The organism is Actinacidiphila glaucinigra (assembly GCF_035918135.1).
Lineage (GTDB): Bacteria > Actinomycetota > Actinomycetes > Streptomycetales > Streptomycetaceae > Actinacidiphila > Actinacidiphila glaucinigra.
Genome location: NZ_CP109144.1, coordinates 5,846,989 through 5,866,675, shown reverse-complemented (window position 1 = coordinate 5,866,675; position 19,687 = coordinate 5,846,989). Strand labels below are relative to the sequence as shown.

The following is a 19,687-nucleotide window of genomic DNA, read 5'->3' as shown; positions in this document are numbered from 1 at the left end:
GAGGCTGCGGACGGATGCCTGCGGTGGCGAGGAGTTGCGGTGGTCGATCGCATGTCAGGGACGGTAGGCGGACCGCCGCCAAAGAGATGATCTTGCTCAAGTCCTGTGGATCGTCCGCAGGTTGTGGATAACTCCGTCACCCGCAAGGCGTCACAGCGGGGAGACGACCGCCCCCAGCAGCCCGGGGCCCGTGTGGGCGCCGATCACCGCGCCGACCTCGCTGAGGATGAGGGTGTTGAGTCCGGGGACCCGCGCCCGCAGCCGCTCCGCCAGGGCGGAGGCGCGGTCCGCGGCGGCCAGGTGGTGGACGGCGATGTCCACCTGCCGGGTGCCCGCCCGCTCGACGACGATCTCCTCGAGCCGCGCCAGTGCCTTGGAGGCCGTACGGACCTTCTCCAGCAGCTGGATGCGGCCCTCGTCCAGCTGCAGCAGCGGCTTCACCGCGAGCGCCGACCCGAGCAGCGCCTGCGCCGCGCCGATGCGTCCGCCCCGGCGCAGGTAGTCCAGGGTGTCCACGTAGAAGTACGCCGATGTGTCCGACGCCCGCTTCTCCGCCGCCGCCACGATCTCGTCCGCGGAGCCGCCCGCCTCCGCCGCCTCGGCGGCGCTCAGCACCGGGAACCCGAGGGCCATGGCGACCATGGCGGTGTCCACCACGCGCACCGGCACCGGCGCTTGCGCCCCCGCGAGCAGCGCGGCGTCGTAGGTGCCGGAGAACTCGGCCGACAGGTGCAGGGAGACGATCTCGGTCGCACCCGACTCCGCCACCGCGCGGTAGGCGGCGGCGAATTCCTCGGGGCTCGGCCGCGACGTGGTGACGGGCTTGCGGCGCTGCAGGGCGCGGGCGACCGCGGGAGCCGACACCTCGGTGCCCTCTTCCAGCGCTTCGTCGCCGATCACCACCGCCAGGGGCACCACGGTGATGCGGTGCCGGGTCAGGGCCTCCTGCGGCAGGTAGGCCGTGGAATCGGTGACGATAGCGACATGGGACGACATGTGCGGGAGGTTACCCGCGCCGAAGGCCGGGCGACAGTACGGCTCCGCCGAGGTGAACCCGGGTGAACGTCCCCGGGACGCGTCCCGGCCGCGTGGGGCCCGTCACAGCGCCTTGGGCGGCTGACCGGCGCCGGGCTCGGACGTCCGCTCCCGCCGCGTCCCCGGCTGAATGTGCGGTTCCGGTACCGGTCCCGGCTCCGGGAGCGCCGCGGGAGCCCAGTGCCGCAACGCCCCGGCCTCCAGGTCGATGTCGCGGCCCAGCGCGGCGAGGTCGTCGTCGGCGAAGCGGCGGGCGCGGTCCTGGGCGGCCCAACGCAGCGAGTCCGCGGAGTGGGTGATGCGCCGCGTGCGCTCCTCGAGTTCGCCGATCCGGGCGGCGATGCGGGCCCGGTCGGGCTCGCGCTCCAGAAGCCTCAGCTCCGCGTCGAGTTCCTGGGCGTGCGAGCGCAGCCGGCTGAGCAGGGCGACGGCCTCGCTCAGCGACGGGTCGACAGCCGCCTGCCCCTCCAGTGCCTCGCCCGTGCTCGCGACGGACGTACGCAGTGCCAGGCGCAGCTCGGCGAGCTTCCCGGCGGGCCCGGGCCGGCTGTAGCGGCGGGCCTTGAGGCCGGTGTCCTCGACCACGCGGCGGGCCTCGATGCTGGTGCGCTCCACCCCGCGCTTGACCGCCCGCGCCGTCTTGACCGCGGCGACGACGCCGAGCGCCACAAAGGAGGCGAAGAGCAGCAGGATCACGGCGACGGCGACATCCACGGCGGCTCCTCTGCCTGGTCGGCCCGGTCCGTCGGACCGGCCCGGTCTGCTGGACCGGTTGTACGTCCACGGTAAACGGACGGGGGCGGGCAAGGGTTCCGGGAGAACCCTTACCCGCCCCCTACACCGACTTGCGCCGGCCGGGTGATCAGGGCGGCCGTCGGACCGCCGCACACCACCCGGCCGTCACGCGGTCACGCGGTCACGCGGTCACGCGGTCACGCGGTCACGCGGTCACGCGGTCACGCGGTCACGCCGGAACGATGTTCACCAGCTTCGGCGCCCGCACGATCACCTTGCGGACCCCCGCGCCGTCCAGCGCGGCGACGACCGCCGGGTCGGCCAGGGCCTGGACCTCCAGGTCCGCGTCGGAGATCGTCGGCGGCACCTCCAGACGGGCCTTGATCTTGCCCTTGATCTGCACGACGCAGGTGACGGTCTCGTCCACCACGTACGCCGGGTCGGCCACCGGCAGGTCCTCGTGCGCCAGGGACCCGTCGTGCCCCAGCCGCCGCCACAGCTCCTCGGCGATGTGCGGGGCCAGCGGCGCGATCAGCAGCACCAGGGGCTCGGCCACCGAGCGCGGCACGGGGCCGCCCGCCTTGGTCAGGTGGTTGTTCAGCTCGGTGATCTTGGCGATGGCGGTGTTGAAGCGCAGGCCCTCCAGGTCCTGGCGGACGCCGTCGATCGCCTTGTGCAGGGCGCGCAGGGTGTCCTCGTCCGGCTCGGCCCCGGTCACCGTGACCTCGCCGGTCGTCTCGTCCACGACGTTGCGCCACAGCCGCTGCAGCAGCCGGTACTGGCCGACGACGGCGCGGGTGTCCCAGGGACGGGAGACGTCCAGCGGGCCCATCGCCATCTCGTACAGGCGCAGGGTGTCGGCGCCGTACTCGGCGGCGATCTCGTCCGGGGTGACGGCGTTCTTCAGGGACTTGCCCATCTTGCCCAGCTCGCGCTTGACCTGCTCGCCGCCGTACCACCAGCCGCCGTCACGCTCCTCGACCTCGGCCGCCGGGACGGGGAAGCCGCGGCTGTCACGGTAGACGTAGGCCTGGATCATGCCCTGGTTGAACAGCTTGTGGAACGGCTCCACGGACGAGACGTGGCCCAGGTCGAACAGCACCTTGGACCAGAAGCGCGCGTACAGCAGGTGCAGCACCGCGTGCTCTGCGCCGCCGACGTACAGGTCGACACCGCCGTGCGGCTGCCCCTCCCGCGGACCCATCCAGTACCGCTCGATCTCGGGGTCGACCAGCTGCCGGTCGTTGTGCGGGTCCAGGTAGCGCAGCTCGTACCAGCAGGAACCCGCCCAGTTGGGCATGGTGTTGGTCTCGCGGCGGTACGGTCGCACGCCCCGGCCGTCGCCCAGGTCCAGCTCGACATGGACCCACTCCGCGTTGCGGGACAGCGGGGTCTCCGGCACGGTGTCGGCGTCGTCCGGGTCGAAGGTGCGCGGCGAGTAGTCCTCGACCTCGGGCAGCTCCAGCGGCAGCATCGAGTCGGGCAGGGCGTGGGCGACGCCGTCCTCGTCGTAGACGATGGGGAAGGGCTCGCCCCAGTATCGCTGGCGGCTGAACAGCCAGTCGCGCAGGCGGAAGTTGATGGTGCCCTCGCCGATGCCGCGCTGCTCCAGGTACGCGATGACCTTGCGCTTGGCGTCGGCGACCTCCAGGCCGTTCAGGTCGATCTCGTCGTTGGCGGAGTTGATCGCCGGGCCCTGGCCCGTGTACGCCTCGCCCTCCCAGCCCTCGGGCGGCCGGACGGTGCGGATGATGGGCAGGTCGAAGACGGTGGCGAACTCCCAGTCACGCTCGTCCTGGCCGGGGACGGCCATGATCGCGCCGGTGCCGTAGCCCATCAGGACGTAGTCGGCGACGAAGACCGGGACTCGGGTGCCGGTCAGCGGGTTCACGGCGTACGCGCCGCTGAAGACGCCGGTCTTGTTCTTGCCCTCGGTCTGCCGCTCGACGTCCGACTTGGACTGGGCCTGCCTGCGGTACTCCGCGACGGCCTCGGCCGGGGTGGCCGCGCCGCCGGTCCAGGCGTCCTTGGTGCCCTCCGGCCACGCGGCCGGCACCACGGTGTCGACCAGCGGGTGCTCGGGGGCCAGCACCATGTAGGTGGCGCCGAACAGGGTGTCCGGGCGGGTGGTGAAGACGGTGATCGGCTCCCCCGGGTGGCCCTCGACGGCGAAGCCGACCTTGGCGCCCTCGGAGCGGCCGATCCAGTTGCGCTGCTGCAGCTTGATCGCCTCGGGCCAGTCCAGCGCGTCCAGGTCGGTCAGCAGGCGGTCCGCGTAGGCGGTGATGCGCATCATCCACTGGCGCAGCTTGGCCTTGAAGACGGGGAAGTTGCCGCGCTCGGAGCGGCCGTCGGCGGTGACCTCCTCGTTGGCCAGCACGGTGCCCAGGCCGGGGCACCAGTTGACCGGGGACTCCGAGGCGTACGCCAGGCGGTACTCACCCAGGACGGCGTCGCGCTCGACGGGGGTCAGCTCGGCCCACGCACGCCCGTCGGGCGTCCGCCGGTCGCCCTTCTCGAACTGCTCGACCAGCTCACCGATGGGGCGGGCGCGGTCGGCCTGGGGGTCGTACCAGGAGTTGAAGATCTGCAGGAAGATCCACTGGGTCCACTTGTAGTAGTCCGGGTCGATCGTGGCGAACGACCGGCGCTTGTCGTGGCCCAGGCCCAGCCGGCGCAGCTGGGACTTCATGTTGTTCATGGCGGCCTCGGTGGTGACCCGAGGGTGCTCGCCGGTCTGCACGGCGTGCTGCTCGGCGGGCAGGCCGAAGGCGTCGAAGCCCAGGGTGTGCAGCACGTTGTGCCCGGTCATCCGCTGGAAGCGGGCGAAGACGTCGGTGGCGATGTAGCCCAGCGGGTGGCCGACGTGCAGTCCCGCGCCCGAGGGGTACGGGAACATGTCCATGATGAACTTCTTGGGCTTGGCCGACTCGCCGTCCCCGGCCAGGTCACCGATGGGGTTGGGCGCGGCGAAGGTCTGGTGCTCGTCCCAGAAGTCCTGCCAGCGGCTCTCGATGTCGGCGGCCAGGGCGGCCGTGTAGCGGTGGGGCGCAGCCGCCTCCGCGGCGGGGGTGGTCTCGCTCATCGTCCTTCGTACTCCATCGCTGTCATGACGGCCTGCGGCCCGGCCGCCGTACGGGCATCTGCCTGCGGAACCGCGGAGCTGCGGAAACGAAAAAGCCCCTCGCACAGGAGGGGCGCCGCACTGACATCGATCCTGGTCAGCACGGCTCACTAAGCAGAAGGCGTACGGCACGCATGGGGTCAGGGTACCCCAGAGCGGGAAGGGCCCGCACCGAGGTTCCCCCCGGTGCGGGCCCTTCCGTGCCGTTTCCGGCCGTGCTCAGCGGTGGTGCGGCTTGTACGTGTCGAGGTAGCCGCGCGCCGGGGTGCCGACGCCGGTCACATCGTCGTAGCCGACGACCGCGGACAGCGAGCTGTCCTTGCCGAGGCTGCGGAGCGAGGTGATCGTGCCGTCCGCCGCGTCGAAGCCGTTGGCGTAGTCCACGCGGACCACCGCGAGGTCCTTGCCGCGGCCCAGCGGGTGGTCGGTCACGTCGTGGTAGGCGCCGGTGCCGTAGCGGTCGTAGATCAGCGGGTTGGCGAAGCCGATCGGCACACCGTGCCGGGCCTGCTGCGCCAGCGCCTGGACGCCCGCGATCACCGGGGCGGCGAGCGAGGTGCCGCCGATCCGGTACTCGCTGTACTGGAAAGACCCGTCCGGGAAGGCCTGCGTCTGGCCGACGAGGAAGCCGGTGTTCGGGTCGGCGACGGCGGCGATGTCGGGCTCGACGCGCTGCCTGACCGTGCCGCCGTTGGCCCGGGCGAGCGAGTCGGGGACGACGCCGCGCTGGTAGAACGGCTGCGCGTACAGCTTGCTGGTACCGCCGCCCGCGCCGGAGGTGTAGCCGCCGGGGAAGGCCGTCCAGCTCGAGCCGTCCTCGGCCAGCGTCGCCTTCAGGGTGCCCCAGCCGGTCTCCCACTGGTACTTGTCGCCCTTGCCGACGGCGAGCGAGGTGCCGCCCACGGAGGTGACCCAGGGGGAGTTCGCCGGGGTGTCGACCTGCTTCGCGCCGGTCCCCAGGGGGTTCGCGACGTTGTCGCCCGCGTCGCCGGAGGAGAAGTAGAAGCCGATGCCCTCGACCGCGCCGATCTGGAAGATCTGGTCGTAGGCGGCGGCGATGTCCGGCGTCTCGTTGGACTCGAGGTCGCCCCACGAGTTGGAGACGATGTCGGCGAGCCGGTGGTCGACGATCTTGCCGAGCGCGTCGAGCAGGTCGTCGTCGGTGCAGGAGGCGGCGCCGACGTAGGTGATGTCGGCGGCCGGGGCGACCGCGTGCACCGCCTCGACGTCCAGGGTCTCCTCGCCGTACCAGCCGGAGGCGTCGCACTCGTCGGGGCTCGTGTAGCGGTAGTCGCCCGGCAGCACCTGGGAGAGCTGGCCCCGCTTGTAGGCCGCGTCGCCGTTGCGGGCCGCGTACTTCTTGGCGTCGGCGACGATCGTCGGGGAGGCGAACGCGTCGGTGATGGCGACGGTGACGCCCTTGCCGTTGTACGAGCCGGCTCCGTAGGCCGCGCGCAGCTGCCTGCCCGTGTAGCCCTTGACGGCGTAGGGGGCGCGCGTGCCGTAGGCGACCGGCAGCTTCTTGTCGGTGTTCGACCCGTAGTACGTGGAGAAGGGGCCGGCGTTCTTGAAGACGGCGCCGGGCGGCGGCAGCGTGTCCTGGTGCCGTGCGCGCCGCGGGGAGTTGTCCAGGCCGGTGACCGTGAGCACCGCGCCGTCCAGGGAGGCGGGCACCGAGGCCGTTCCGGTCGGGGCGTGGTAGGTCTTGGCGCCCTTCGCGTAGTTGTGGAGCTGGGTGCCGAACGCCTTCTCCGCGTCGGCGACGTCGCCGGTGACGGTCAGGTAGTGGTCGTCGGCGCCGGTGACCCGGAGCCCGGAGGACTCCAGCCACTGCCGGGTCTGGGCGACCTGCTGCGCGGTGGCGCCGAAGCGGGCCTTGGCCTGCTCGGCCGAGAGGAACGCGCCGTACGAGGCGGAACCGGGGTCGGAAACCGCCTTGGCGTAGGCCGCCAGGCCCTGGGCGTCGCGGCCGGCGAGGTAGACCCGGAGGGTGACCTCGGCCGAGTCGGCCGTGGCGCCCCTGTCGGCCTTTGCGGTGGCCCAGACCGGCTTGCTGCCGGCCAGGCCGTGCCGTCCGTGCGGCGCGTCGGCCTGCGCGGTGGGTATGCCCATCGCCAGAGCGCCGGCGACCAGCGGCAGTGTCGCCGCCAGGGCCAGGCCGGCCCGCTTTCTCGAGCGGGTTGAACTCATGTGACCCCCTGCTGTGTGAAGTTCTCGCGGAGTGGCGGCGCGCCGGAACCGGCTGCGCGCGGAGACCGCCACGCCACTCTCGCGATGAACAGCTCATGCCAGGTACATGTGTTCGCCAAGAAGGACTCAAAGAAGGCCCACGAAAGGGCAATTGGGAGGGCGATCCGATCCGGAATGCGGACATATGGTGCCGGAGACCGGACGCTCCGAGAAGGGGCCGATCATCCTTGCCGAACGGAGCCCGAACAAACCAACGTTAGCAGTTCGTAATGATCCTCATCCCGGGTTGTCGAAAGACGATCGTTCTGACCACCCGCAGGGGTTAGCGTCTGCCCCATGCGCACCAACCGACAGTCCCCGGACGGTCGCCGGACCCCCCCGATACCGGCGAGCGACATCCTGTCCGGGGCCCTTCGCGCCGCACGGTCGCCCCGCGCCTGGGCGATCGCCGGCACCGCCGCCGCCCTGCTCGTCCTCGCCGTCACCGCGGGGCCGTACCTGCGGGCGTTCCTGGACTTCGGCGCCGGCGTCCTCACCCTCGTCTCCCTGAGCTGCACCGTCATCTGGGGCCTGGTGTCCACCGACACCGTCTTCCTCGGGCCCCGCGAACGTCTGCTCACCCAGGGCATCCACCGCGGTCTGGGCGTCGCCGCGATCGGGTTCCTGATCCTGCACGTGACCACGAAGATCGTCGAGGTACGGGTCACCACCGCCGGCGCCTTCCTCCCCCTCGGCGTGACCGGCCGGGACGGGCTCATCGCCCTCGGCGTGCTCGCCGCCTACCTGATGATCCTCGCCGCCGCCACGGGCGCCATGCGCAGTGTCTTCGCCGCCAACCGCCACCCCGTGCGGTGGCGCATCCTGCACAGCACCGCCTACGCCTCCTGGTGCATGGCGCTGATCCACGGCCTGCAGTCCGGGCGTTCGGCCAAGTCATGGATCGTCGTGGCCTACGGGATCTGCCTGGTGGGTGTCGCCATCGGCCTGATCTACCGCCTCCGCAGGACCCGTGGCGAGGCGCTCTTCCCCGAGACCCGGGAACGCTCCGCCTCCTTCCGCAAGCTCGGCGGCGAACGGGCCGCGTCCCGGGGCGGTTCGGGCCGCCGGCGCGCCGTGCCGCGCGAGGAGACCGGGCCCAGCCTGGCCAGCGCCTACAGCCAGCCGCTGCCGCCGCTGCCCAACTTCCCCACCGCCCAGCAGTACACGGCTGTCCCTCCCCCGGCACCGGACCGTACTCTCGGCTTGGATCCCGCGGCCGCCACGATGCAGATGCCGCAGGTACCCGCCGAACCCCAGGCGGCGTACCCGCAGCAACCGCAGGTGCCGTACCAGCAGCAGCCCCAGCAGACCGGCTGGGACGGCACCCCCGCGTGGGGCACGCCCTTGCAGGGCGGCGCACAGGACGTGGATCCGCTGGGGGCCGACCGGCTCCAGCCGATCGCCTGGCAGCAGTCCACGCCCGGGCCCTATGAAGGACAACGATGAGCGTTCCCGCCATACCGGACCGGTCACCCGCCCCTCGCTCGGGGGCGGGTGACGTGCTCCCCGACGTGCGTACCGTCGGGCTGCCCCGGATCACCGCGGGTTTCGACGAGGTGGAGCGCCTGGACCGGGTGACCCATCTGAACGTGCACGGTTCCATGCCGAGCCTGACCGAGGGCGAACTGCTCGACCTCGCCGAGCTGATGGGACTGCGCGGCCGCGGCGGAGCGGGTTTCCCCTTCTACAAGAAGCTCAAGGCCGTCGGCGAGGCCGCGCGCCGGCGCGGCACCCCGACCGCCGTGATGGTCAACGGCTGCGAGGGCGAACCGGCCTGCCGCAAGGACGCGGTCATCCTGCGCCGCGCCCCGCATCTCATGCTGGACGGCGCCCTGCTGTGCGCCGAGATCCTCGGCGCCCGTGAACTGGTCATCAGCGTCACCCGCGACACCAACGAACAGTCCGTGCGCGACGCCCTGGCCGAGCGCGGCCTCGGCACCAAGCGCGGCCGCCAGCTGAGGGCCCGGATCGTACGGATGCCGGAGCGCTTCGTGTCGGGCGAGTCCTCGGGCATCATCTCGGCGGCCAACGGCGGCCTCCCCCTGCCGCCCGGCAAGAAGGTGAGCGCGAGCGAGTCCGGCCTCGGCGGGATGCCGACGCTCTTCTCCAACACCGAGACCTTCACCCAACTGGCCATCGGCGCCCGCATGGGAGCGATCCGCTTCGGCTCCGCGGGCGCCCCCGGCGAGCCCGGCACCGCCATGCTGACCGTCTCCGGCTCGGTGCCCCGGCAGACGGTCGTGGAGACCCCGACCGGCGTCCCCATGTCGTACATCCTGCAGATGTGCGGCGGGAATCCGGGTCAGGGCGTGCTCGTCGGCGGCTACCACGGCGCCTGGATCGACCCCAGCGTCGCCTCGATGGTGACGATAGCCAGGGAGAGCCTGGAGGCCCACAAGGCCACCCTGGGCGCCGGCGCCCTGCTGCCGCTGGACCCGGGACTGTGCCCGCTCGGCGAGTCGCTGCTGGTCGCCCAGTGGCTCGCCGCCGAGACGGCCGGCCAGTGCGGGCCGTGCCGCCTCGGACTGCCCCGTATGGCAGGGCTGCTCCAGGACGTGCTCAACGGCGGCGGACAGGCCGCGCTGGAGCAGCTGCGGCAGACCGCGGTGGCGGTCAAGGGGCGCGGCGTGTGCAAGCACCCCGACGGCTCGATGCGCTTTGTGATGTCCAGCATCAACGCCTTCACCGACGACCTCGCCGCCCACGTCCTCGGCGGCGGCTGCGGCCGTCCCACGGTGGGCGTGCTGCCGCTGCTGAAGTCCGACCCCCCGATGCTGCGCGGCGGCGGCTCCGCGGGCGCCGCGGCCGCGGCGCCCAGCAACAAGCGGCTGAACGTCGACTGGACGCTGTGCAAGGGCCACGGCCTGTGCGCCGGCGTGCTGCCGGAGATCGTACGGCTGGATCGGGACGGCTACCCCGACATCGCCGGCACGCCGGTACCGCCGCACCTGGACGCGGCCGCGCAGCGCGCGGTGGCCCGCTGCCCGGCGCTGGCGCTGCGCATGGAGGAGGGCGGGCGCCGCTGACCGCGGGCGCACGAGGGGCCCGGCACCTTGGTGGTGCCGGGCCCCTCGTGCGTCCGCGCCGGCCGGCGGGCCGGCACCGCGCTCATTCCGGCCGGTCGCCGGTCATGCGCCTGAGCCACTGCCGGGCCAGCCGGCGCTCCTCCTGGCTGAACCCGGCCTCGAGTTCCCGTTCGCGTTCGCGCACCACGGGCCGGGCCTCCTCGAGGCGCCCGCGCCCGGCGTCGGTCAGGAAGACCTGCTGGCTGCGGCCGTCCGTGGGGTGCCGCCGGCGCTCGACCAGACCCTGGTCGGCGAGCCCGGCGAGCAGTTCGTTGGCCGACTGACGGGTGCTGGCCACGGCCCGGGCCAGGTCGGCGATGGTGATGCCCGGCTGGTCCGCGAGCACGAGCAAGGAGGCGTACTGGGCGACGGACAGTCCGAGCCCCGACAAGGCACCGTCCATGGCCCCGCGCATGTTCAGCCACGCCTGACGGACCAGGAAGCTCAGACAGAGCTCATCGATGTCGGCGTCCACCCAGGTCTCCCCTCGCATTGACAGGAACCTTACGTTCTTGGCACGCTAAGAACGTAAGGGCCCTGTCGATTCTACCCGAGACGGCCGGCCCTCGGCAGTTCCGCGTACCCGCTCACCGGAGGTGTGCCGCACTATGTCCGATCGCTTAGAGAGTGGGCAGGAAGGGCCCGAGGTCAATCCGGGCCTGGTGCTGCTCCTCTGCTCGGGCGCGACCTTCATGGCGTTCCTCGACCTGTCCGTCGTGAACATCGCGTTCCCCAAGATCATCGAGAAGTTCCCCGACACCGGGATGGCCACGCTGACCTGGGTGGTCAGCGGTTACGCGGTGATGTTCGCCGCCGTACTGACCCCGGCGGGACGGCTTGCCGACACCGTCGGGCGCACCAGGGTCTTCCTCTGGTCGCTGACCGGCTTCACGCTCGCCTCACTGGCCTGCGGCGCGGCCACCGGCCCCGAGTGGCTCATCGTGGCGCGGTTCGCGCAGGGCGCGCTGGCGGCGGGGATGATCCCCTCGGCGCTCAGCCTGATCATGTCCTCGACCCCGCTGGAGAAGCTGATCAAGGCGATCGGCACCTGGTCGGCGGTGGCGGGTTTCTCCGCCGTGGTCGGCCCGGCCGTCGGCGGCGTGCTCGTGGAGCAGATGAGCTGGCGAGCGGTCTTCTACATCAACGTGCCCATCGGTGTCCTGCTGGCCGTCGCCGGACTGAGGGCGCTCCCCCGCCACCGGCCCGCGACGGGCAGCAGGCTTCCCGACGTCGTCGGCACCGCGTCGCTCGCGCTCGGCATCGGCCTGGTCGTGGCCTCCCTCACCGAGGGCGACTCCTGGGGCTGGACGAGCGCCCGCACGCTCGGGCTGCTCGCCGGCGGACTCGCCCTGGGTGCCTTCGCGGTGCTCAGGTCACGGCGGCACGCGTCCCCGGCCATCGCCACCGAGCTGTGGAAGAGCCGGAAGTACGCCGTGGTCAACGGTGTCTCCGCGGTCTTTGGCGTGTCGATGTTCGCCTGGCTGTTGGCGGGCGCGCTCTTCGCCACCGGCGTGTGGCACTGGAGCATCATGGAGGCCGCCGGAGCGATGAGCGTCGGCGCGGTCGCCTCCATGGTCACCTCGACCATCGCCGGGCGGGCCTCCGAACCGGCCGCGCACCGGCGGCTGGTGATCCTCGGCGCGCTCATGTTCGCCGCCTGCACCGCGCTGATGGGCAGTGGCTTCCTGGGCCCGGACCCCGACTTCTGGGGTGCCTGGGTACCGACCGGACTCCTGGGCGGCGGCGGCCTCGGCTTCGCGGTCACCTCACTGTCGTCCATCGCCGCGACCGCGCTGCCGCCGCTGCAGTTCGCGGCCGGGGTGGGCATGAACCTCACCGCGCGCCAGATCGGCGGCGCCCTGGGGACGGCGATGCTCGCCGCCATCATGGCCGCGCACTCGGCGCCGGGTATCGACGCCTTCCACGACCTGTACCGGGTGTGCACGGCGGTCACCGTCGTGGCGGCGCTCGCCGCCCTGGGACTCACCGACCGGACCCCCGCGGCCGTCCCCCGGCAGGAGGCGGGCGCGCAGACGCCGGCGGAGGTCTCCGGTTCCTGAGACCCCCGCCGGAGGCCCGGAGACAGGCGGCCGGGAGAACGTTGAATCGTTCTCCCGGCCGCCATCCTCCCGTTTTCCGTCAACATTCCCCACGATTACTCGGCGAACGACGGAGGAAAACATTCCGGAAAGAATTCAAGGAATAAACCAATCCGCTCCCTCCGATCATTACCAATGGGTCGGCGCAAACAATTTCCTTGCAGTCAACCCCTCCCCGTGGCAGACTCGGTCGCGGCAGGGCCGGAACTTCGGGAACGACCATTTCCGGCTCGTAGATCAGTGACCACGGGGGGACCTGGTGCACACCGTTCTCGATTGGATCGACCATGCCGCCGACGACCGGGGAATCCACTTCTCCGATTCCGGGACCGGCTGGTCGTTCGTTTCCCACAGCACACTGGCCGGCGAGGCCCACCGGGTGGCGTCCTTACTCCACACTCACGGCCCACAGCCCGGCGACGTGGTGTCTCTGCTGGTCAACGAGGTGCGTGACTTCGCACCCGCCTTCCTGGGCACCATGCTGGCCGGCCTCACCCCGGCTCCGATCGCCTCGCCCCTCACTTTCCAGGGAAATGATCGGTACACCGAGCACGTCACGGACATCCTGAAAGTCGCGGAACCGGCTCTGATCCTGTCCGACGCGTCCCTCGCGGAAATAGCGGAGAAGACCTCGGCGCAACTCGACGGCGGCTCCGTGGTACTTCTCGAGGAGTCGGCCGGATTATCGGCCGATGATTCCGCGCGACGCACGCCGGCGGAACTCGGGCTGCTGCAGTTCACCTCCGGTTCCAGCGGTTCGCCGAAGGGTGTCCGCGTGTCCCGGGACAATCTGGCGGCGAACGTCCGGAGCATTCACGAGTGGCTGGGCACAACCGCCGCCGACTCCTGCTCCTCCTGGCTCCCGCTCTACCACGACATGGGGCTCATCGGGACGTTCCTCGGTTCGCTCACGGCCCGGATCGACCTCTGGCTCATGTCGCCCCTGGACTTCGTGAGGAACCCGCTGCGCTGGCTGGAGGCGCACGGCCGGCACGGCGCGACCATGACCACCGCCCCCAACTTCGGATACGGCTACACCGCGAAACGCGTCCGCCCGCAGGACCTGGAGGGAATGGACTTCTCCCACTGGCGGGTCGCCATGAACGGGGCGGAGCGCATCGACCCCCGGGCCGCCGCCGCGTTCGCCGCGCTGCTGGCCCCGCACGGCTTCCGCACCACCGCCTTCGCCCCCTGCTACGGCCTCGCCGAGGCCACCCTGGCCGTCTCGGGCGTCAGGCCGGGCTCCGGGGCGCGCACGGTACGGCTGAAGGGCGGACTGCACACCGGCCGGCCCGTCGTGCCCACCGACCGGGGACAGCTGGGGACCGTCCACCCCGACGGCGGGGCGAACTGGCTGACGTCCTGCGGCCCGGCGGTGCCGGGCGCCGGCGTGGACATCGTCGACGAGGACGGCGCGGCGCTCCCCGAGGGGCACTTCGGCGAGATCCGCGTCCGGGGGACGTCCGTGGCCGGCGGCTACCGCTCCTGCGTACCGGACGCCTCGTCGAACTTCACGGGCGACGGCCTGCGTACCGGCGACGCCGGATTCCTGCTGGAGGGCGAGCTGTTCGTGGTCGGACGGGTCGGTGACAGCATCAAGGTCCGGGGTCGCAAGGTGCACGCGGAGGACCTCGAGACCGCGCTCACCGCGGTCGACGGCATCCCCTCCGGACGCTGCGCCGTCGCCCTCGGTACGACCGGCGAGGCCCACCACGTGGTGGCCGTCGTCGAAACGGGGGACTCCGGCTGGCTCGACGGCGCCCTCGCCGTGATCCGCGCCGCCACCGACGACACCGTCAGGGTCACCGTGGTCCGCGCCGCACGGGGCGGCATCCCCCGCACCTCCAGCGGCAAGCCGCGCCGGCGCCTGCTCTGGCACCGCTTCCAGGACGGGGCGGCCCTCGGGGAGGTCGTGCACGGCACGGCTCCCGCCGCCCCCGTCACCGGCTGACCCGACGCGTCCCGCGCGTCCGGCGCTCCGGCATTCCCGGGATTCCCGGCACGCGCGCCGCAGTCGTGGCGATTCCTGTCCGGCATCCGTGAATTCCGCCGCGTTCCCGCCGCGGTCACGCATGCCCTGACGACGCGAATTCCGACAAGGAGAAGAGTGCAATGACGACCGCCACCACCACGGACACCGGCCCCGGCCAGGGTCACGTCCCCGACATCACCGCGGAAACCGGCGCCGACGAGCACGAGGAGGGCCAGGAGCGGCAGGGCCGGCTCGCCACCTCCGCCGACCTCTACCGCCGCTGGGAGCGCCAGCAGTGGAGCGTCGCCGAGGTCAGGCCGGCCCGTGACGTGGAGCGCTGGAACGCCCTCACCCCCTTCATGCGGCAGCAGATGCTGGGCGCGCTGGCCGAACTGGAGGTCGGCGAGGTCGCGGTGACCCACACCCTCGGCACGCTGATCGACAGCCCGCCGACCGAGGACGACCGCATCTACCTGTGCACCCAGCTCGCCGACGAGGCACGCCACGTGCGGTTCTTCCAGACCTACCTGGAGGACGCCTGCGGCATCGACCTCGACGCCGCGGAGGGCGGCGAGCTGGAGGCCGCAGCCGACTACGCCAAGGTCTTCGCCCCCGAGCTCACCAGGGTCACCTCGGAGGTCCGGCGCAGCGGCGACACCGAGTCCTGGTACCGCGCCCTGGTCTACTACCACCTGATCACCGAGGGCGTACTGGCCGCCACCGCGCTGCGCACCACCCGCTTCCTCGCCCGGCGGCTGCGACTGGCCGCCCTGGAGGAGGGGCTCACCAACGTCACCCGCGACGAGTCCCGGCATGTCTCGTTCGGGCTGCGCGCCGCCGAGGACGGCGTGGCGCGCGGATACGGCCGGGTGGTCGAGGACGCCCACTTCGAGGCGATCGGCATGGCGGCCTGGGTGCTCGTCGGCCCGGCCCGGCACAACCCCTCGCCCGCCATCCCCGCCGCGCTCGCCAGCCGGGCCGCGCAGTTGCAGGGCGCCGTCGACATCGGCGAGGAGCGGCTGGTCAAGCAGCTGCGCCTGATCGGCCTGCCCGAACTGGCCGACCGCGCCGGGCGGGCCTGGCGCCAGGAGATCGACAAGGCGCTGTCGGCCTACGAGGAGCGGTGGTCGGCGCCGCACCCGATCCGTGCCGCCGCGGCCCGCGCCGCCGCCCGGTGAACCACCCCTCGGTACCCCTCTCAGGAAAGTGAGTCCGTCATGTCCAACGAGAACACGCGCGCCAGGGTCCGCGAGATCGTCGGCGAGATGAGCCCGAGCGGCAAGCGGGACGTCGCCCCCGCCGACCTCCTGGTGGAGGACCTCGGCTACGACTCCCTCGCCGTGATCGAGCTGTCGCTGCAGATCGAGTCCGCCTTCGGCCTCAGCTCCATGAGCCAGGGGACGGTACCGGACATCACCACCGTCCAGGACGTCGAGGACCTGGTCGTGCAGGCCCTCGCCACCCCCATCGACGCCGCGTGAGCGCCGCCGTGACCCCGGCGAAGGAAGGCGCCGACCGGCACTGCCTCCCGGCGGACGAGGCGGCGGAGCTGCTGCGCCCGGCGCCCTGGCAGCGGTTCGCCGTGATGGGCGACAGCTTCGCCGAGGGCGTGGGCGGCCCCTGCCCCGGCTACGCCGACGTGCCCTGGCCCGAGCGGGTGGCGGGCGCCCTGCGGGCCACCCGGTCCGGCCTGGAGTACCTCAACACCGGTGAGACGGGGCTGCGCACCGCCCAGGTCCGCCGGACCCAGCTGGAGCGGGTGCTGGCGTTCCGACCCGACCTGGTGAACGTCGCCTCCGGCGGCAACGACCTCTTCGTGCCGGAGCCCGACCTGGACGCCGTCGAGGCCGATCTCGACGCCGTCTACCGGGCACTGCGCGAGCAGAAGGCGCACATCTTCGCCTTCACGGTCGCCGACATCTTCGACGCCTTCCCCGAACTGGTGGAGTTCCGCGCCAGGATCACCGCGCTCAACGAGCGGATCAGGGCCGTGGCCGGCCGCTACGACGCCACCGTCGTGGAGATGGAGCGGCATCCGGTCCGGAACGAGCCCACGCTGATGAGCGGGGACGGGATCCACTTCTCGATGCACGGGCACGCGGTGCTCGCGTCCGAGATCATCCGCAACCTCGCGCAGGACATCGCGTGACCGGGCCCACCGCCTCGGTCGCCGGCGCCGACTACGTCGTGGTCGGCGCCGGCTCGGCCGGCTGCGTCCTCGCCGCGCGGCTCAGCGAGGACCCCTCGGTGCGGGTCGTCCTCGTCGAGGCGGGCGGACCCGACCGCAGAGCGGAGATCAGCATCCCGGCCGCGTTCCCCAAGCTGTTCGGCACGGAGTACGACTGGGCCTTCTCCACCGCCCCCCAGCCGGCCCTGGGCGGCCGCGAGGTCTACTGGCCGCGGGGCAGGACCCTGGGCGGCTCCTCCTCGCTCAACGCCCAGATCTGGACGCGCGGTCACCGCGCGGACTACGACGGCTGGGTCGCCGCCGGCCTCACCGGCTGGGGTTTCGCCGAGGTGGAGCCGTACTTCCGCAAGGCCGAGGAGACGCTGGGCGTCCGGCACCTGCGCGACCCCAACCCGACCACCGCCGACTTCCTCGCCGCCTGCGCCAAGGCGGGCGTCCCCCCGATGGGCGGCACCGAGTGGACGGCGCCCGAGGGCTGCGGGCCGATCCGCGTCACCCAGCGCAACGGCCGCCGCTGGAGCACCGCCGACGCCTATCTGCGCCCCGCCCTCGGCCGGGAGAACCTGACCGTGCTCACCGCGGGGCACGCCCGGCGGGTCGTGCTCGACGGCACCCGCGCGGCCGGCGTCGAGGTCGCCACCCCGGAGGGCGTACGGACGGTGGCGGCGGCCCGCGAGGTGATCCTCGCAGCGGGCGCGGTGGGCAGCCCGCACCTGCTCATGCTGTCCGGCGTCGGCAACCCGAAGGAGCTGCGCGCGCACGGCATCCCGGTCGCCGTGGAACTGCCGGCGGTGGGCCGGGGGCTGAGCGACCACCTCTTCGCGCCGCTCGCGCTGGCCGCCCGCGAGCCGGTCTCGCCGGGCATCGGCGACCAGGGCGAGGACGTGATGCAGTACTTCCGCCACCGCACCGGGAAGCTGAGCTCCAACCTCGCCGAGGCCGTGGTCTGGCTGCGCACCGACGAGCGGCCCGCGCCACCGGACGTCGAACTGCTCTGGATGCCGGTGCCGTTCCTCGACCACGGGCGCGGCGACCCCGGACACGGGGTGACGCTCGGCGTCGTCCTGCTGCAGCCCGAGAGCCGCGGCCGGATCACGCTGCGGTCCGCGGACCCGGCGGCCGCACCCCTGATCGACCCCGGCTACCTGACCGACCCGGGCGGGGCCGACCTGGCCACGCTGACCGCGGGCGTCCGCCGGGCCCAGGACATCCTCCGCCGGGAACCGCTGGCGCCGTGGCTCGGACAGCCGCTGGTCGCCGGGGTCCTGGACGATTCCGCCGACGCCGTGGCCGCCCTCGTGCGCCGCCACGCGCAGACGCTCTACCACCCCGTGGGCACCTGCCGCATGGGGGCGGACGAGGCGTCGGTCGTGGATCCCCGGTTCCGCGTGCGGGGGACGGCGGGACTGCGCGTCGTCGATGCCGGCGCACTTCCCGTCATCCCCCGCGCGCACACCCACGCGCCGACCGTGATGCTCGCCGAGCGCGCGGCCGACCTGCTGCGCGCCACCTGATCCGAGCCCGACGAACCGAAAGGCCCCTCCGCCATGACCGTGGACCACCGGACGCTGTTCGGCGCCCTGCTCGCCGACGACGACTTCACCGCACGACTGAAGGACCGCGGGCTCTCGCTGTACTTCGTCCCGCCCGAGCCCGGCACCGCCGTCTTCGTCTCCTCCGACGGCGTGGTCGCGGGCGAGCCGCCCTTCCCGCCCACCCTGCGCTTCGAGATGGGGCAGGACACCGCCCACGAGATCTGGAGCGGCCGGCTGCCGCTGATGAACGCCGTGGTGGAGCGCCGGCTGGCCATCAAGGGCCCGGTCGCCCGGGTCCGGCAGCTGACCGACCTGCTGCCGGCCGTGGGCGCCACGTACGCCGAGCTGTCCGCCCGGCCCCGTTCCTGACGCGTCCGACGACCGTACGACGACACCCATGAAAGGCATGACCGCCATGACCGCCGCCGTCAGCACCGGCACCGTCACCAATGCGCCGACCCTGTCCGACACCGCCGCCCTCAGCGCGGCCGCCATGCCCTCCCTGTTCACGCTGCCGCCCGAGGTGGAACGGCTGCGCGACGAGGTCCGCGAGTTCGCGCGCACCGTCGTCAAGCCCCGCGTGCTCGACAACGACCTCGCGCCGCACGACGACTTCGACTGGGAGATCGTCCGCAAGGGCCACGAGCTGGGGCTGTTGCGGATGACGCTGCCCGAGGAGTTCGGCGGCCGCGGTGTGGGGGTGCTCGGTGTCGCCGTCGCCCTGGAGGAGCTTGCCGCCGTCTGCGCGAGCACCGCGCTGGTCTTCGGCGCCTCGCTGCTGGGCCAGAGCAGCGTGCTCGCCTCCGGCGACCCCGCCCTCCAGGCCCGGTTCATCCCCGGGTTCCTCGGCGCCGAGCCGGTGCTCGCCTGCAACGCCATCACCGAGGAGGTGGCCGGCTGCGACCTGCTCATCCCGGAGAACTCCCCGCACGCGCAGGAGGTGACGACCGCCCGCCGGGAGGGCGACGGCTACGTCCTCAACGGCGTCAAGCGGTTCATCACCAACGGCAGGGTCGCGCAGTGGTGCACCGTCTTCGCCAACCTCGAGGGGCATCCCGGGGCGGACGGCCTGACCACCTTCGTCGTCCCGCTGGACAGCGAGGGCGTGACCCGCGGCCCGGTCGCGGACAAGATGGGCTACCGCGCCTGCCTCGGCACCACCCTGGTCTTCGAGGACGTCCGTGTGCCCGCCGCGAACGTGGTGCACGGCGAGGGCAACGGCTGGAACTTCCTCACCATGCAGTCCAACCAGGCCCGCGCCACCGTCGCCGCGATCTCCACCGGTGTCGCCCGGGGCGCGTTCGAGATCGCCAGGCAGTGGTGCGGGGAGCGCGTCCAGGCCGGGGTGCCGCTGTACCGGCACCAGTTCAGCGCGCGGAAGCTCGCCGGGATGTCCGTGAAGATCGACGCCGCCCGGCTGCTGTACCTCCAGGCCGCGCACCAGGCCGACAACATGCTGCCGGCCCCCACCTACGGCCCGGCCGCCGCCAAGCTCTACGCGGACCGGATCGCCATAGAGGTGGCCGAGGAGGCCATGTCGATGCTCGGCGCCCGCGGCTACTGCCGGGAGTACGACGTCGAGAAGTTCGTCCGCGAGTCCTTCGGGGCCCGCATCTACGAGGGCACCCCCGAGGTCCTCGCGCTGGCCGTCACCGGCGCGCTCTACGGCCACCGCGCCTGAACCACGATCCGGCGAGGGAGCCAT

At 72.4% G+C, this 19,687-nt stretch carries 15 protein-coding genes; 10 read left to right on the top strand and 5 right to left on the bottom strand.

All coding sequences use genetic code 11. From position 1 onward, the window contains the following. Positions 1–150: 150 nt before the first annotated feature. The 4 genes from OIE69_RS26305 to OIE69_RS26290 form a co-directional block, all read right to left on the bottom strand. A complete protein-coding gene (locus tag OIE69_RS26305) occupies positions 151–996 on the bottom strand; it encodes a DegV family protein (RefSeq protein WP_326576180.1) in 846 nt (281 codons plus the stop codon). A gap of 102 nt (positions 997–1,098) precedes the next feature. Continuing rightward, positions 1,099–1,749 (bottom strand): hypothetical protein, encoded by a 651-nt coding sequence (locus OIE69_RS26300; protein WP_326576179.1) that lies wholly within the window; start codon positions 1,747–1,749, stop codon positions 1,099–1,101. A 250-nt stretch (positions 1,750–1,999) separates the two neighbouring features. Then, positions 2,000–4,855 (bottom strand): leucine--tRNA ligase, encoded by a 2,856-nt coding sequence (gene leuS / locus OIE69_RS26295; RefSeq protein WP_326576178.1) that lies wholly within the window; start codon positions 4,853–4,855, stop codon positions 2,000–2,002. A 258-nt stretch (positions 4,856–5,113) separates the two neighbouring features. Then, positions 5,114–7,084, bottom strand: coding sequence for a S53 family peptidase (locus tag OIE69_RS26290; protein WP_326576177.1), 1,971 nt, complete (start codon positions 7,082–7,084; stop codon positions 5,114–5,116). A gap of 336 nt (positions 7,085–7,420) precedes the next feature. Between OIE69_RS26290 and OIE69_RS26285 the strand changes: the two genes are divergently transcribed. Further along, positions 7,421–8,569: a cytochrome b/b6 domain-containing protein gene (locus OIE69_RS26285; protein WP_326576176.1), complete on the top strand. Its 1,149-nt coding sequence runs from the start codon at positions 7,421–7,423 to the stop codon at positions 8,567–8,569. Continuing rightward, positions 8,566–10,149: an NADH-ubiquinone oxidoreductase-F iron-sulfur binding region domain-containing protein gene (locus OIE69_RS26280; protein ID WP_326576175.1), complete on the top strand. Its 1,584-nt coding sequence runs from the start codon at positions 8,566–8,568 to the stop codon at positions 10,147–10,149. The genes OIE69_RS26285 and OIE69_RS26280 overlap by 4 nt, the downstream gene beginning before the upstream one ends. An 82-nt stretch (positions 10,150–10,231) precedes the next feature. Here the strand turns inward: OIE69_RS26280 and OIE69_RS26275 are convergent, their stop codons facing one another. After that, positions 10,232–10,681: a MarR family winged helix-turn-helix transcriptional regulator gene (locus OIE69_RS26275; RefSeq protein WP_326576174.1), complete on the bottom strand. Its 450-nt coding sequence runs from the start codon at positions 10,679–10,681 to the stop codon at positions 10,232–10,234. Positions 10,682–10,796: 115 nt separating this feature from the next. Between OIE69_RS26275 and OIE69_RS26270 the strand changes: the two genes are divergently transcribed. The 8 genes from OIE69_RS26270 to OIE69_RS26235 all read left to right on the top strand — a co-directional run bounded on the left by OIE69_RS26270 (position 10,797) and on the right by OIE69_RS26235 (position 19,663). Then, positions 10,797–12,248, top strand: coding sequence for an MFS transporter (locus OIE69_RS26270; protein WP_326576173.1), 1,452 nt, complete (start codon positions 10,797–10,799; stop codon positions 12,246–12,248). Positions 12,249–12,546: 298 nt separating this feature from the next. Beyond that, complete coding sequence (locus OIE69_RS26265) at positions 12,547–14,238, top strand: AMP-binding protein (protein ID WP_326576172.1); 1,692 nt, start codon at positions 12,547–12,549, stop codon at positions 14,236–14,238. A gap of 161 nt (positions 14,239–14,399) precedes the next feature. Next, complete coding sequence (locus OIE69_RS26260; protein ID WP_326576171.1) at positions 14,400–15,437, top strand: ribonucleotide-diphosphate reductase subunit beta; 1,038 nt, start codon at positions 14,400–14,402, stop codon at positions 15,435–15,437. 39 nt (positions 15,438–15,476) lie between these two features. After that, on the top strand, positions 15,477–15,740 hold the full coding sequence (locus OIE69_RS26255) for an acyl carrier protein (RefSeq protein ID WP_326576170.1): 264 nt from the start codon (positions 15,477–15,479) through the stop codon (positions 15,738–15,740). Further along, positions 15,737–16,408: an SGNH/GDSL hydrolase family protein gene (locus OIE69_RS26250; protein ID WP_326576169.1), complete on the top strand. Its 672-nt coding sequence runs from the start codon at positions 15,737–15,739 to the stop codon at positions 16,406–16,408. The genes OIE69_RS26255 and OIE69_RS26250 overlap by 4 nt, the downstream gene beginning before the upstream one ends. Then, the gene (locus tag OIE69_RS26245) at positions 16,405–17,961 is read left to right on the top strand and encodes a GMC family oxidoreductase (RefSeq protein ID WP_326576168.1); all 1,557 of its coding nucleotides are present in this window, start codon (positions 16,405–16,407) and stop codon (positions 17,959–17,961) included. The genes OIE69_RS26250 and OIE69_RS26245 overlap by 4 nt, the downstream gene beginning before the upstream one ends. 33 nt (positions 17,962–17,994) lie before the next feature. Continuing rightward, the gene (locus OIE69_RS26240) at positions 17,995–18,351 is read left to right on the top strand and encodes a hypothetical protein (protein WP_326576167.1); all 357 of its coding nucleotides are present in this window, start codon (positions 17,995–17,997) and stop codon (positions 18,349–18,351) included. Positions 18,352–18,379: 28 nt separating this feature from the next. Further along, positions 18,380–19,663, top strand: coding sequence for an acyl-CoA dehydrogenase family protein (locus OIE69_RS26235; RefSeq protein WP_326576166.1), 1,284 nt, complete (start codon positions 18,380–18,382; stop codon positions 19,661–19,663). Positions 19,664–19,687: the final 24 nt, after the last annotated feature.

Excerpts from the sequence above, each read along its gene's own strand:
- leuS (WP_326576178.1), bottom strand. The coding sequence starts at position 4,855 with ATGAGCGAGACCACCCCCGCCGCGGAGGCGGCTGCGCCCCACCGCTAC.
- OIE69_RS26305 (WP_326576180.1), bottom strand. The coding sequence starts at position 996 with ATGTCGTCCCATGTCGCTATCGTCACCGATTCCACGGCCTACCTGCCG.
- OIE69_RS26270 (WP_326576173.1), top strand. The coding sequence starts at position 10,797 with ATGTCCGATCGCTTAGAGAGTGGGCAGGAAGGGCCCGAGGTCAATCCG.
- OIE69_RS26275 (WP_326576174.1), bottom strand. The coding sequence starts at position 10,681 with ATGCGAGGGGAGACCTGGGTGGACGCCGACATCGATGAGCTCTGTCTG.
- OIE69_RS26285 (WP_326576176.1), top strand. The coding sequence starts at position 7,421 with ATGCGCACCAACCGACAGTCCCCGGACGGTCGCCGGACCCCCCCGATA.
- OIE69_RS26280 (WP_326576175.1), top strand. The coding sequence starts at position 8,566 with ATGAGCGTTCCCGCCATACCGGACCGGTCACCCGCCCCTCGCTCGGGG.
- OIE69_RS26255 (WP_326576170.1), top strand. The coding sequence starts at position 15,477 with ATGTCCAACGAGAACACGCGCGCCAGGGTCCGCGAGATCGTCGGCGAG.
- OIE69_RS26260 (WP_326576171.1), top strand. The coding sequence starts at position 14,400 with ATGACGACCGCCACCACCACGGACACCGGCCCCGGCCAGGGTCACGTC.
- OIE69_RS26240 (WP_326576167.1), top strand. The coding sequence starts at position 17,995 with ATGACCGTGGACCACCGGACGCTGTTCGGCGCCCTGCTCGCCGACGAC.
- OIE69_RS26235 (WP_326576166.1), top strand. The coding sequence starts at position 18,380 with ATGAAAGGCATGACCGCCATGACCGCCGCCGTCAGCACCGGCACCGTC.
- OIE69_RS26290 (WP_326576177.1), bottom strand. The coding sequence starts at position 7,084 with ATGAGTTCAACCCGCTCGAGAAAGCGGGCCGGCCTGGCCCTGGCGGCG.